Consider the following 12,866-nt stretch of genomic DNA (forward strand, 5'->3'; position numbering starts at 1 on the left):
CGTTTATTGCACGACCTGAGACAATTTTCCAGCGGCGTATTGCGCTGCGACCTCATTGAGCGGCACAACCTTGATTTTGCTCGCGTTTCCAGCGGTACCAAATTGCTGATAGCGTGCGACACAGATCGCCTTGGCCGCCTCACGTGCGGGCTTGAGGTATTCGCGTGGGTCGAACTTGCCTGGGTTTTCAGCAAAGAAACGGCGAATCGCGCCCGTCATCGCCAAGCGGATATCGGTATCGATGTTGATTTTGCGAACGCCAAACTTGATGGCCTCTTGGATTTCTTCGACCGGCACACCGTAGGTCTCTTTCATGTCGCCACCAAACTGACGAATCTCAGCCAGCAACTCCTGTGGCACGCTGGAGCTGCCATGCATCACGAGGTGGGTGTTCGGCAAACGCTTGTTGATTTCCTTGATGCGGGAGATCGACAAAATGTCGCCTGTGGGCTTGCGCGTGAACTTGTATGCGCCATGGCTCGTACCGATCGCGATCGCGAGCGCGTCGAGCTGTGTACGACGCACGAAATCCGCTGCCTGCTCAGGATCGGTCAACAACTGCTCCATCGTCAGCTTGCCATCGGCACCGTGACCGTCTTCTTTGTCACCTTCCATGGTTTCGAGCGAACCCAGACAACCCAGCTCACCCTCGACCGTGACACCCAGCTTGTGGGCCATATCCACGACCTGCTTGGTCACGGCAACGTTGTAGTCGTAGTCGGCGATCGATTTGCCGTCTTCTTTAAGCGAACCGTCCATCATCACGCTAGAAAATCCCAGGTCAATCGCGCCCTGACAGATTTTGGGTGACTGACCGTGATCCTGGTGCATCACAACAGGAATATGAGGATAGGACTCGACTGCTGCTTGAATCAGATATTTCAGGAAGCCTTCGCCAGCGTATTTGCGCGCACCTGCGGAGGCCTGCATGATGACCGGGCTGTCAGTCTGGGCAGCCGCTTCCATAATGGCCTGCACCTGTTCCAGGTTATTCACGTTAAATGCGGGAATGCCATAACCATGCTCGGCGGCGTGGTCCAGAAGCTGGCGCATGGAAACTAAAGCCATGAGAAATCCTTTTTAGAGCAAAATGTCGGGGTTGTAGGGAATTTACCGAGTATTTTACGGCAGCACGGACGTATTTGCCCTATGCCCCCCAAAAACTCCGGTCCAAGCACTTTTGATCCTCTAATGAGAAACCTCCATGCCGCACGGCAAACCCGATTTACACAGTACGACCCCCACAATTTCCTGGCTCGCAGGCGAGCAAACGCTCACCTCAGCCTGGCGCTCTGAAAACGGCTGGGCACCCCCTAAACGTACGATGCTCGCCGATGACACGATGAGTGCCGACACCGCCTACAGACTGGCAAGCGAAGGTGTCGCGCTGATTTGGACCGGTGACTTTCAAAATGCCCGCCAGCTGTTGCACGCTTTGGCGCGACGCACGGCCAAACGTCGTCCAAAATACCTTGAACTCCCCTACCCCGAGCGTTTTCACCAAGTCAGACTGGCGCGCGCCCAACGTGCCCGTACGTTGGGGATGCTGTGCTTGCCTTTTGAGCCGCATCACCTCCTCAAACACCGTCGCGCACCCGATGTCAAAGGAGCCTGCCTGGCCGCCCACGGCGACAGCAAAACCGGCTATGTCATGCCCTTGACCGAACTGCTGGGCCTCATCAGTGCCTATGAGTGGCGTAAAAATGGCATCGACATCCCAGCGCTGGGTGCTCGGATCCATCCTCATTACGGAGTCTTTGCACCCACCCGCTCCGAGTATTTAGAGCTGATTGCGCAGGCCCCGCTCCCGCAAGGTCCCGGCATGCTGGGTCACGCCTTTGACATCGGTACAGGCACAGGTGTGATCGCCGCGCTATTGCTCAAACGCGGGATTAAACACGTCACCGCGACGGACACGCATGCTCGCGCCCTGGATTGCGCCCAAGAAAACATCGAACGTTTAGGCTTGTCTTCGGGCGTGAAGTTTGTGCAAGCGGATCTATTTCCTGACGGGCAAGCGGATCTGATCGTCTGTAATCCACCTTGGCTGCCGGGTCGCCCTGCTTCAGGGTTGGAGCACGCGATCTACGATCAGGATCAGCATATGCTCAATGGGTTTTTAAAGGGTCTGGGCGCGCACCTCACCCCTCAGGGTGAGGGGTGGCTGATTTTGTCAGACCTTGCAGAGCATTTGGGTCTGCGCACGCGCGAAGACTTGCTGGATATGATCGAAACCGCCGGACTGAGGGTTATGGAGCGACTAGACATTCGCCCCATGCATGCCAAGACTAAGGACGAGGAAGATCCTCTGGCCGACGCGCGACGCGCCGAAGTCACCTCGCTGTGGCGTCTGCGTGCCTAAGTGATGTGGTGAAATGGCGGCGTTAAGCCGCCGGCGTACGACGCGCAGACTTGGGTCTGAACGCCTTGACCACAGCATCGTCGGTCTCAATGTAGGGCCCGCCAATCAGGTCAATGCAGTACGGGACAGCCGCAAAAATACCTGATGCGACGACGGTACCGTCTTCACGCTTAAGTCCCTCCAGCGTTTCGCTGATCGCCTTGGGTTGTCCCGGTAAATTGATGATCAATGCTGCGTGGTCTTCAGTCTCTCTCAGCACCGCGACTTGTCGCGACAAAATCGCGGTGGGAACAAACTGCAAGCTGATCTGGCGCATTTGTTCACCAAAGCCTGGCATCTCACGGGTGGCCACCGCCACCGTTGCTTCTGGAGTCACGTCACGGCGTGCCGGGCCCGTTCCACCAGTCGTGAGTACTAGATCGCAACGCTCGACATCCACCAACTCAACCAATGCGGCCGAAATCGTCGGTGCATCGTCCTGAATCAAGCGAGTCACGTACTCAATTGGGGTGGTGACAGCCTTTCCCAGCCAAGCTTGCAAAGCAGGAATGCCCTGATCTTCGTAAACACCTTTGGAAGCACGATCTGAAACAGAAACAAGACCGATACGAATCGTATCGGGGTGACGACTAGCATTCATCTTTGATACACCTCAAGCTGCGCTCTTAACTGTCTGACTTCTTCCATCAAATCCACCATCAGCGCTGCCGCGTCCAGATTGACATCGAAGTCTCTCTGCGCACGGGCAATCTGACGGGCGCGAGCCGCCGCAGCACTGGCGAATACCCAATGATCGGGCGACGTCTCTGACGGGAGGACATCGCGCTCAATGCCCACGAGTCCTTCGCGCACGAGGCTCACCACCCAATCCACGTGTTGTTCACACAAATACGCCATCTCATGCAAAGACAGCGGCGCACCGCCATCCACCATCACGGCTGAGTAAATCGTGACCGATTTCATCCCTGTACTCCCAAATGGCGGCGCGGATTAAAAGGTGCCGCCTTGGCTAACGCTTGGTAGGCCTCTTTCGCCGCTTCTGTGGTGGCGGGAGGCCACACGACATCTAACACCAAATACAAATCACCTGCCGGTTCACCAGGCAAGCCTTTGCCGCGCAATCTGAGTTTGCTGCCCGGCTGACTACCCGCGCTAATACTGACCTCGACCTCACCCTGCAGAGTCGGCACGCGGACCTGACCGCCGCAAGCCGCCTCCCAAGGCGCGACTGGCAGCTTCATGCTTAAATCCCGGCCCTGCACTTGATAGACAGGGTGCGGGGCAAAGTGCACCGTCAAAAACAAATCCCCTGCTGGACCGCCCGCCTCGCCGGGCATGCCCTGACCGGACAGTCGAATCATCTGACCCGCCCGCACACCCACAGGAATCTTGACACTCAAGGTGCGATTGACGAGCTGAGGGCGGCCTTGTGCATCAAGCTGCACTGAGCGCAAACCCAACTCACGCGTCACACCATTGAGGCTGTCTTCGAGAGAAATTTCAATATCGGCGTGATGATCTTCGCCCTTGTAGGGTTGTTGCGCACTAGCCTGCCGCGGATCCGCGCCCGAGCCGCGCCGCTGGCGCTCGGCTTGTTTAAACAAGCTGGATAAAAAGTCATGAAACTCCGCTTCATTCGGTGCATGCCCATCGCCACCCGCGAACTCAAAGCCACGATCCCAGCCTGGTCCGGGCGCAGCACCACCTGAGGAAACATTCGTTCTAAGCTGATCGTAAGCCGCCCGCTTTTCCTCGTCCCGCAGCACGTCGTTGGCCTCATTGACCTCGCGCATGCGGGTCTCTGCGTCCTTTTCCTTACTGACGTCTGGGTGGTATTTGCGCGCGAGTTTGCGGTAGGCTTTGCGGATATCATCCTGCGAAGCCTCCGGTGTAAGCTCAAGCGTTTTGTAATAGTCTTTAAATTCCATGTGTGCGGCCGCAAAAAATGCGCCAAAAAGGTGGATACACCTTCACAATGGGGGCATATTCACAAAAATACAAGCCTTTTTAAACATACCACCCTACTATGCAAATCAATCATATTCCGTTTGGGACGACAGACTGGTCAATCATCCCCGCGACTGAACACCCCGGCACAACGGGCAAAGCCTTTTGGCGGACACAACAGTTTGGCACCATCCGCGTCAGGATGGTCGAATACACACCCGGCTATCTCGCGGATCACTGGTGTGAAAAGGGTCACATTTTGTTGTGCTTGAGCGGTTCGCTGCGCACCGAGCTCAAGGACGGTCGTGTGTTTGACCTGCAGCCTGGCATGAGCTATCAAGTCGCAGATGGCGCGGAGCCGCACCAGTCCTCGACAGAAACTGGTGCAACACTGTTTATTGTGGATTAATCGTGCCCGATGCAGAAACGCGCTGAGGGCTGGCTAAAAAATTTAGTCAGCTGCGCGCTTTTGCAAAATATCGACGGCGGGTAAAACCTTGCCCTCGAGGAACTCCAAGAAGGCACCACCGCCTGTGGAGATGTAGCCGACCTGATCAGTGATACCGAACTTGGCAATCGCGGCAAGCGTGTCACCACCGCCCGCAATTGAAAAGCCAGCCGACGCAGCAATTGCGTGAGAAACAGAAGCCGTTCCTTGGGCAAACGCTTCAATCTCAAACACGCCAACCGGCCCGTTCCAGACGATCGTGCCAGCATTTTTCAAAATCTCGGCCAACTGAGCTGAGGTCTGTGGACCAATATCCAAGATCAAATCGTCCGCCTCGACATCTTTGGCAGATTTGGTGGTGGCCTTGGCTTGAGCAGAAAACTCTTTTGCGCACACCACATCGACAGGGATCGGCACAGCAGCACCACGCGCCTGCATTTTTTCCATCACAGCACGGGCTTGATCGAGTTGGTCAGGCTCAGCGAGAGACTTTCCAATGGGCAAGCCTGCTGCAAGCATAAATGTATTGGCAATACCACCGCCCACAATCAACTGATCAACCTTGTCGGCCAAGGACTGGAGTATGGAAAGCTTGGTGGAAACTTTTGAGCCGCCAACGATCGCGACCAGAGGACGCTTGGGAGCTAGTAAAGCACGACCAAGGGCTTCGAGTTCGGCCTGCAACAGAGGACCCGCACAGGCGATCGGTGCAAACTGCGCGATGCCGTGTGTGGTGGCCTCAGCGCGATGGGCGGTACCAAACGCATCATTGACATACACATCACACAGAGCGGCCATTTTTTTGGACAACTCTGGGTCGTTTTTCTTTTCGCCTTTGTTTACGCGGCAATTTTCGAGCAAAACCACTTGCCCGGGCGCGACTGAGACACCGTCCACCCAGTTTTGTACGAGCTCAACAGGCATTCCCAATAACTCGGAGAGTCGCTTGGCAATAGGTGCCAGCGAGTCTTCTTGTGTCAGGGTGCCCTCAGTCGGACGCCCCAGATGCGAAGTCACCATCACGGCAGCGCCGGCATCGAGCGCCAGACGAATACCTGGTACCGAGGCGCGGATTCGCGTGTCCTCGGTGATGTGACCTGCGTCATCAAAAGGAACGTTCAGGTCGGCGCGAATAAATACGCGTTGACCTTTCAGTTTGCCGGCTTGAGCGAGTGCAGAAAGAGTGTGAACGGTGGTCATGATCAGCTTATTTTTACAAACAATTATTTAGCAGACATCAAGGCGATAGTCGTATCGAGCATACGGTTGCTGAAACCCCACTCGTTGTCATACCAAGAGTTGACCTTCACCAGATTGCCCGAGACCTTGGTCAAGGTGGCATCGAAGTTACTCGAAGCAGGATTGTGGTTAAAGTCTACCGACACTAATTGCTCGGTGTTGTAAGTCAGGATGCCCTTTAGAGGACCAGACTCTGCGGCATCCTTGAGGATGGCATTGACTTCTTCGACTGTCGTGTCGCGCTTGGCCGTAAAGGTCAAGTCCACGATCGAGACGTTGATCGTCGGCACGCGCATCGCAAAACCGTCCAACTTGCCGTTCAGCTCAGGCAATACCAAACCAACAGCCGCCGCCGCACCCGTCTTGGTGGGGATCATGCTCATGGTGGCCGAGCGGGCACGACGCAAGTCTTCGTGATAAACGTCTGTCAATACTTGGTCGTTGGTGTAGGCATGGATCGTGGTCATCAGACCGGTCACAACACCCAGCTTTTCATGTAAAGGCTTGACTAGGGGTGCCAAACAGTTTGTTGTGCAAGAAGCGTTCGAGATGACGGTGTGCTCTTTCTTGAGTACGTCCTGGTTGACACCAAACACGATGGTCGCATCGACATCTTTGCCGCCTGGTGCGGAAATAATGACTTTTTTGGCGCCGCCTTTGAGGTGGGCCGAAGCTTTTTCTTTGCTGGTAAAGAAGCCAGTGCACTCGAGCACCACGTCTACTTTCAGGTCACCCCAGGGCAACTCGGCAGGGTTACGGTTGGCCAACACACGGATTTTGTCGCCATTGACAACCATGTACTCGCCCTCAACGCCAACGGTGCCGGGAAAGCGGCCGTGTGCGGTGTCATATTGCGTCAGGTGGGCGTTTGTCTTGGGGTCACCCAAGTCATTGATGGCCACGATTTCGATATCGTGCTTTTTGCCACCTTCGTAATGTGCACGCAAAATGTTGCGACCAATACGACCATAACCGTTAATAGCGACGCGAATTGTCATGAGACCAAGCTCCTAAGTTTGCAAAATTTATAAAATATTTTTAACGGCCTGCGCCACTTTTTCAGCAGTCAGTCCGAAGTGTTTGAACAACGCGCCGGCAGGTGCCGATTCGCCGTATGTATCAATACCTACCACTGCACCTTCAAGTCCAACATATTTGTGCCAAAAAGCGGTGACGCCAGCCTCAACTGCGACGCGCGGCATGCCTTTAGGCAAGACCGAGGCGCGCCAGGCGGCATCTTGTTTGTCAAACACATCCGTGCTTGGCATGGAAACCACACGCACGGCAATGCCTTCGGCTGCCAGGAGTTTCTGTGCTTCGATCGCGAGTGCAACCTCGGAGCCGGTGGCAATAATCGCCGCTTGGGCACCTGCCGCCTCTTGAAGCACATAGCCGCCACGCGCGACCTGTTTGAGCGTTTCGGCACTGCGCGCCACAAAAGGCAAATTTTGCCTGGAGAGCAACAGCGCAGTCGGACCGCCAGCATGAACATCCATCCCGATACTGCTTGGGCGCTCGACAGCGGCCAACCATGCAGCCATCGTCTCAACCGTATCGCAGGGACGCCAAACGGATAAATTGGGAATCAAACGCAAGCTGCTCGCGTGCTCGATTGACTGGTGTGTCGGTCCATCCTCGCCCAAACCAATGGAATCGTGGGTAAACACATGCACCACACGCTGCTTCATCAGCGCGGCCATACGAAGCGCATTGCGCGAATAGTCGGAGAACGTCAGGAAGGTGCCACCAAACGGCAAGTAACCGCCATGGAGCGCCATGCCATTCATGATCGCCGCCATCCCGAACTCGCGCACGCCATAATTAATGTGACGACCAAACTGAATGCCATCCGCGCCAGCGCGCACAGCCCCGACACCCTTCCAGTCCGTGAAGTTCGAGCCCGTCAAATCAGCAGAACCGCCGAGCATTTCTGGCAAGACCTCGACCAAGGCGGTAATGGCTTGTTGGGACGCCTTACGCGAGGCCACAGTCTCCGCTTTTTCGTTTGTCGCAGACAGCAGCTTTTCAGCAACCGCCGCAAAATTAGCGGGCAAGGCGCCTTTCATCCGACGCATAAATTCGGCTGCCTCAGCAGGAAACTGAGCCGCGTAGGCATCAAACGTTTTCTGCCAACCTGACTGCGCCTGAGCGCCCACGCTGCGTTGATCCCAGCCAGCGTAGACCGTCTCAGGAATCTCAAAAGGCGCATAGGGCCAGCCAATCGCGGCACGCGTTGCAGCAATTTCTTCTGCGCCAAGCGGGGCGCCGTGGACCTTGTCCGTACCCGCGACAGTCGGGGCACCCTGGCCGATGACGGTCCGGCAAATGATTAAGGTTGGACGACTGTGCTGGGCACCTAGCTTGCGAGCCTGCGCCAGCGCGGCATGAACAGCCTCAACGTCATGACCATTCGCCACACGCACGACATTCCAGCCATAGGCTTCAAAACGCTTGGCGGTATCGTCGGCGAACCAGTTTTCTACTTTGCCATCAATCGAGATGCCGTTGTCGTCATACAGAACAACCAGCTTGGAGAGACGCAAGGTCCCGGCCAGTGAACAGACCTCGTGTGAAATCCCTTCCATCAAACAACCATCACCTACGAAAGCGTAGGTATGGTGATCGACAATTTTGTGTTCTGGGCGATTGAATTCAGCCGCCAGCAATGACTCAGAGAGTGCCATCCCGACCGCATTCGCCAAGCCTTGACCGAGTGGTCCTGTGGTGGTTTCCACGCCGGAAGTGATGCCTACCTCTGGATGACCAGGCGTTTTGGAATGCAATTGACGGAATTTGCGCAACTCCTCCATGGGGAGGTCATATCCAGTCAGGTGCAACAAGGCGTAAATCAGCATCGAACCATGCCCGTTCGACAACACGAAACGGTCGCGGTTGGGCCAGGCAGGGTCGGCAGGGTTGTGTCGCAAATGACGGGTAAAAAGTGCTTCGGCCATCTCGGCCATCCCCATCGGGGCTCCGGGGTGACCGGAATTGGCTTGTTGAACAGCGTCCATGGCGAGTGCACGGATGGCATCTGCCAGTTTGACGGGGGTGGCGATAGTTGTGCTCATGCGATGGGTCCCGGCCGTGAACTCACGGGATCAGAAAAATGGGTTACAAAACGTAGGAGTTTAGCACCCGTATATCCACTCAGACACAACCGAGCACCCTGCATGGCTGACCCCCGCTTTTATTGTCCAGAACCCCTTTCCGCCCGCCAAACGCTAGCGCTGCCGAATTCTGTTGCCCATCACATACGGGTACGCAGACTAGAGGCTGGTAGCACCATTATTTTGTTTGACGGACGTGGGGGCGAGCTACCCGGAACCCTTGATTTTCAAGGGAAAACTGCCTGCGTGACCCTTGGAGAGCTTCATCCGAAAGAGAGCGAACTCGCTGGCGAGCTATGCCTTTTTCAGGGGCTTCCTTCGGGCGACAAAATGGACTGGGTGATAGAAAAGGCGGTCGAACTGGGCGTCAGTCGCATCGTTCCAATTAGTGCGCATCGCAGCATTCTGAAGCTCTCTGGGCCAAGGCTTGAGAAACGCTTAGCGCACTGGGCGGGCATTATTGAGTCGGCCTCTGAACAGTGCGGGCGCAATCGACTGATGCAAATCTCTCCGCCTCAAACACTCGAGGAGGCACTCAATGCGCGGGCAATTGGAGAGCGCTTGCTATGTGACCCCTCCGCCTCTGAAGACTTGGAAACGCGCCTCTCAGACCCGTTTTGCAAAGCCAAAACAGACCGGGCGCTGACTCTCTTGGTCGGGCCAGAGGGCGGGTGGAGTCCTGAAGAGTTGCAAAGCTGCACACGCAACAACGCTCATGCCATTCGCTTTGGTACGCGCGTGTTACGCACAGAAACAGCTGGTTTAGCCTTGGTAGCCGCAACCACTGCCCTGCTACGCTGGTAATCCTCAAGCAGGCTCATCACTCCAGGCATTAACCACACCAGGGGCCGCCTCAGGATGTTTACCCGCGTGATGAATGCCATAAATAAAAACACGATTGTTTTCTCGTGCGAACTCGACTGCGTCATTTAACACCTGCAAAAACTGCTCTCCATCCGTCACGATGGCAGGATCAGCGGAGTGCAAATGATTGAGGACCAGCACAAAGCCACCTTCTTTTTGGTCGAGCAGCGTGTCGCACAGACAGTCATACAAGCCATCAAAATCCGCACCAAAAAACTGTGGGTAATCAACAGCTTTGACAATCGCGCGAAACACGGCTGAGCGGCTGCGCGCTTTGTCGCAATCCGCCTCAAACCACGTCAATCCCGCATCTTTGGCAGCAGCAGCGACAACATCCAATCCACCTTGGGGATCAAAGTCTCCGCCGCGCTTTATTAACTGCCGCAATGTTGGCTCAAGCGTCTTACCCATACCGATGGCTCCTTCAAGCAGGCCACTCTATTGGATATCTCCATCACTGAAACTCAGTGAACATATCGCACTAAAAGTTCGTTGAGTTTTTATACTGGAAATATCGCAAACAGTCACGCCTTTAACGCTGATATTTCCGGTAAATATGACAAGCCTGACAATTTTTTACAGTAATTTCTTTTGTAAATCGTCATAGCGTGGATCATTTGCCTCGACCACCGTCAATGCAGTCATATTGACGATACGGCGAACCGTCGCACTCGTCGTCAGAATATGCACAGGTGCATTTGCACCCAACAAGAATGGACCGATTGCGACGTTACCACCTGCCGCTGTCTTAAGCAGGTTGTAGGCGATATTGCCAGAATCCACGTTAGGACATACTAACAAGTTTGCCGCACCCTTGAGCGTAGACGAAGGGAGTATTTTTAGGCGGAGCGCTTCGTTTAACGCGCAGTCACCGTGCATCTCACCATCCACTTCAAGCTCAGGTTGTTGCGCGCGAATCAACTCCAGAGCCTTTTGCATCTTGCTACCGGACGCGGAACTACCAGAACCAAAATTAGAACGAGACAATAATGCGACCTTAGGAATCACATTGAGTCGGCGCATTTGATCAGCCGCTGCAATGGTGAACTCCGCAATTTGCTCAGCGGTTGGATCATCATTGACATGTGTATCCACCAAGGCAAGCGTCTGCTCAGGCAATAGCAAAATGTTCATCGCTGCGTAAGTCGCCGCACCAGGACGTTTACCAATCATCTGATCGATATAGCGCAAATGATCGGAGTAGCCACTGACTGTGCCGCAAATCATGCCGTCCGCGTCACCCATGTGCACCATCGTGGCACCAATCAGCGTCAAGCGACGACGCATTTCAATGCGCGCCATTTCTTTGGTCACACCGTGGCGACACATTTTTTCCCAATAGGCCGTCCAGTAATGATGGAAACGCTCGTCGAACTCAGGATTGGTGACCTCAACGTCTTCACCCAAGCGCAAACGCAAACCGAATTTTGTAATGCGATCCGCCAAAACAGATGGTCTGCCGACCAAAATTGGTTTTGCTAATTTCTCGTCAACAATCACCTGCACTGCACGCAAAATACGTTCGTCTTCACCCTCAGTAAACACGATGCGCGCCTTGGCGCCCGCACGCACGAGAGCTTTTGCCGCCGAGAACATCGGTCGCATGAATGCACCGGAACGATACACAAACTGTTCAAGCTGCTCGACGTAAGCATCCAGATCCGCAATTGGACGCGTCGCCACGCCACACTCCATTGCCGCTTTGGCCACAGCTGGTGCAATACGAACGAGCAAGCGAGGATCAAACGGCTTGGGAATAAAGGACTTGGGGCCAAACGAAACATCGTAATTGCCATAGGCCGCGGCCACGATGTCGCTTTGTTCCTCTTGCGCCAAATCACCAATCGCGATGACCGCTGCTTTTTCCATCTCGCGCGTGATGGTGGTGGCACCCACATCCAAGGCGCCACGGAAAATATAGGGGAAACATAAAACGTTATTGACTTGATTGGGATAGTCGGAACGCCCAGTCGCCATCACAATGTCATCACGGACTGCATGCGCATCCGCGGGAAGAATCTCAGGATTGGGATTGGCCAGCGCCAAAATCAATGGGCGCTTGGCCATGACCTTGACCATCTCAGGCTTTAGCACACCGCCAGCGGACAAGCCAAGAAAAACGTCCGCGTCGGCAATGATGTCAGCTAATTTACGTGCATCCGTTTTTTGGGCGAAACGTGCCTTGTCGGGATCCATCAAAACAGCGCGCCCTTCGTAGACCACACCCTCGATATCCGATACCCAGATATTTTTGAGCGGCAGGCCCAAGTCCACCATCAAATCCAAACACGCCAATGCAGCGGCACCTGCGCCTGACACAACCACTTTAACTTTGTCGATATCCTTACCGACGACTTTCAAGCCATTAATAAAGGCGGCTGACACGCAAATCGCCGTACCGTGCTGATCGTCATGAAAAACCGGAATCTTCATGCGCTCGCGCAACTTACGCTCGACGGTAAAGCACTCTGGCGCTTTGATGTCCTCGAGATTGATGCCACCGAAAGTCGGCTCTAAACCGGCGATGATTTCAACCAGCTTGTCAGGATCTTGCTCATTAATTTCGATGTCAAAGACATCGATTCCCGCGAATTTTTTAAACAATACCGCTTTGCCTTCCATCACAGGCTTGGAAGCCAGCGCACCGATGTTGCCTAAGCCCAGCACCGCTGTGCCGTTGGTGATGACGCCAACTAAATTTCCCCGCGCCGTGTAACGAAAAGCATTTGCCGGATCTGCAACAATCTCCTCGCAAGCCGCCGCCACGCCAGGGGAGTACGCCAATGCCAAATCTCTTTGGTTAGACAGCATTTTGGTTGGCGCAATCGAAATCTTACCGGGGCGACCTTGCTCGTGATAATCAAGAGCGGCTTGGCGAAAAGTTTTTTCCATATCT

The 12,866-nt window shown here is 54.8% G+C and carries 12 protein-coding genes; 3 read left to right on the forward strand and 9 right to left on the reverse strand.

Annotated elements, in window-relative coordinates; translation table 11 throughout:
- Window positions 1-3: 3 nt before the first annotated feature.
- Window positions 4-1,068 (reverse strand): class II fructose-bisphosphate aldolase, encoded by a 1,065-nt coding sequence (fba, locus tag WBJ47_RS10320; protein ID WP_422245254.1) that lies wholly within the window; start codon window positions 1,066-1,068, stop codon window positions 4-6.
- Between the two features lie 136 nt (window positions 1,069-1,204).
- On the opposite strand from fba, the gene WBJ47_RS10325 reads away from it, so the two are divergent.
- Window positions 1,205-2,362: a methyltransferase gene (locus WBJ47_RS10325; RefSeq protein WP_422245252.1), complete on the forward strand. Its 1,158-nt coding sequence runs from the start codon at window positions 1,205-1,207 to the stop codon at window positions 2,360-2,362.
- 22 nt (window positions 2,363-2,384) lie between these two features.
- On the opposite strand, the gene mog is transcribed toward WBJ47_RS10325, so the two are convergent.
- The 3 genes from mog to WBJ47_RS10340 are packed head-to-tail and all read right to left on the reverse strand — an operon-like array spanning window position 2,385 to window position 4,290.
- On the reverse strand, window positions 2,385-3,002 hold the full coding sequence (gene mog, locus WBJ47_RS10330; protein ID WP_422245250.1) for a molybdopterin adenylyltransferase: 618 nt from the start codon (window positions 3,000-3,002) through the stop codon (window positions 2,385-2,387).
- On the reverse strand, window positions 2,999-3,325 hold the full coding sequence (locus tag WBJ47_RS10335) for a chaperone modulator CbpM (protein ID WP_422245248.1): 327 nt from the start codon (window positions 3,323-3,325) through the stop codon (window positions 2,999-3,001). Before WBJ47_RS10335 ends, mog begins: the two co-directional genes overlap by 4 nt.
- Window positions 3,322-4,290, reverse strand: a complete 969-nt coding sequence (locus tag WBJ47_RS10340; protein ID WP_422245246.1) for a DnaJ C-terminal domain-containing protein — start codon at window positions 4,288-4,290, stop codon at window positions 3,322-3,324. Before WBJ47_RS10340 ends, WBJ47_RS10335 begins: the two co-directional genes overlap by 4 nt.
- 98 nt (window positions 4,291-4,388) lie before the next feature.
- Here WBJ47_RS10340 and WBJ47_RS10345 point away from each other — a divergent pair, with 98 nt between their 5' ends.
- Window positions 4,389-4,718: a DHCW motif cupin fold protein gene (locus tag WBJ47_RS10345; protein ID WP_422245245.1), complete on the forward strand. Its 330-nt coding sequence runs from the start codon at window positions 4,389-4,391 to the stop codon at window positions 4,716-4,718.
- Window positions 4,719-4,760: 42 nt separating this feature from the next.
- Here WBJ47_RS10345 and WBJ47_RS10350 read toward each other — a convergent pair whose 3' ends face one another.
- Genes WBJ47_RS10350 through tkt form a run of 3 tightly spaced genes read right to left on the reverse strand, consistent with a single transcriptional unit; the run spans window position 4,761 to window position 9,067 of the window.
- Window positions 4,761-5,957 carry a phosphoglycerate kinase gene (locus tag WBJ47_RS10350; RefSeq protein WP_422245243.1) on the reverse strand — a complete coding sequence of 399 codons (1,197 nt, stop codon included), beginning with the start codon at window positions 5,955-5,957 and terminating at the stop codon, window positions 4,761-4,763.
- Window positions 5,958-5,980: 23 nt separating this feature from the next.
- A complete protein-coding gene (gene gap, locus WBJ47_RS10355) occupies window positions 5,981-6,994 on the reverse strand; it encodes a type I glyceraldehyde-3-phosphate dehydrogenase (protein ID WP_422245242.1) in 1,014 nt (337 codons plus the stop codon).
- A gap of 27 nt (window positions 6,995-7,021) precedes the next feature.
- Window positions 7,022-9,067: a transketolase gene (tkt, locus tag WBJ47_RS10360; protein WP_422245240.1), complete on the reverse strand. Its 2,046-nt coding sequence runs from the start codon at window positions 9,065-9,067 to the stop codon at window positions 7,022-7,024.
- Window positions 9,068-9,169: 102 nt separating this feature from the next.
- Here tkt and WBJ47_RS10365 point away from each other — a divergent pair, with 102 nt between their 5' ends.
- Complete coding sequence (locus WBJ47_RS10365) at window positions 9,170-9,910, forward strand: 16S rRNA (uracil(1498)-N(3))-methyltransferase (protein ID WP_422245239.1); 741 nt, start codon at window positions 9,170-9,172, stop codon at window positions 9,908-9,910.
- A gap of 3 nt (window positions 9,911-9,913) precedes the next feature.
- Here WBJ47_RS10365 and WBJ47_RS10370 read toward each other — a convergent pair whose 3' ends face one another.
- Together WBJ47_RS10370 and WBJ47_RS10375 are read right to left on the reverse strand one after the other, a co-directional pair.
- Entirely contained in the window at window positions 9,914-10,381 is a 468-nt protein-coding gene (locus WBJ47_RS10370) for a barstar family protein (RefSeq protein WP_422245237.1), read from the reverse strand.
- A gap of 165 nt (window positions 10,382-10,546) precedes the next feature.
- The gene (locus WBJ47_RS10375; protein ID WP_422245235.1) at window positions 10,547-12,862 is read right to left on the reverse strand and encodes an NADP-dependent malic enzyme; all 2,316 of its coding nucleotides are present in this window, start codon (window positions 12,860-12,862) and stop codon (window positions 10,547-10,549) included.
- Between the last annotated feature and the right edge of the window lie 4 nt (window positions 12,863-12,866).

Source organism: Zwartia sp. (assembly GCF_049655405.1).
Taxonomy (GTDB): domain Bacteria; phylum Pseudomonadota; class Gammaproteobacteria; order Burkholderiales; family Burkholderiaceae_B; genus Zwartia.

Excerpts from the sequence above, each read along its gene's own strand:
- WBJ47_RS10325 (WP_422245252.1), top strand. The coding sequence starts at position 1,205 with ATGCCGCACGGCAAACCCGATTTACACAGTACGACCCCCACAATTTCC.
- tkt (WP_422245240.1), bottom strand. The coding sequence starts at position 9,067 with ATGAGCACAACTATCGCCACCCCCGTCAAACTGGCAGATGCCATCCGT.
- WBJ47_RS10345 (WP_422245245.1), top strand. The coding sequence starts at position 4,389 with ATGCAAATCAATCATATTCCGTTTGGGACGACAGACTGGTCAATCATC.
- gap (WP_422245242.1), bottom strand. The coding sequence starts at position 6,994 with ATGACAATTCGCGTCGCTATTAACGGTTATGGTCGTATTGGTCGCAAC.
- WBJ47_RS10340 (WP_422245246.1), bottom strand. The coding sequence starts at position 4,290 with ATGGAATTTAAAGACTATTACAAAACGCTTGAGCTTACACCGGAGGCT.
- mog (WP_422245250.1), bottom strand. The coding sequence starts at position 3,002 with ATGAATGCTAGTCGTCACCCCGATACGATTCGTATCGGTCTTGTTTCT.
- fba (WP_422245254.1), bottom strand. The coding sequence starts at position 1,068 with ATGGCTTTAGTTTCCATGCGCCAGCTTCTGGACCACGCCGCCGAGCAT.
- WBJ47_RS10375 (WP_422245235.1), bottom strand. The coding sequence starts at position 12,862 with ATGGAAAAAACTTTTCGCCAAGCCGCTCTTGATTATCACGAGCAAGGT.
- WBJ47_RS10365 (WP_422245239.1), top strand. The coding sequence starts at position 9,170 with ATGGCTGACCCCCGCTTTTATTGTCCAGAACCCCTTTCCGCCCGCCAA.
- WBJ47_RS10370 (WP_422245237.1), bottom strand. The coding sequence starts at position 10,381 with ATGGGTAAGACGCTTGAGCCAACATTGCGGCAGTTAATAAAGCGCGGC.
- WBJ47_RS10335 (WP_422245248.1), bottom strand. The coding sequence starts at position 3,325 with ATGAAATCGGTCACGATTTACTCAGCCGTGATGGTGGATGGCGGTGCG.
- WBJ47_RS10350 (WP_422245243.1), bottom strand. The coding sequence starts at position 5,957 with ATGACCACCGTTCACACTCTTTCTGCACTCGCTCAAGCCGGCAAACTG.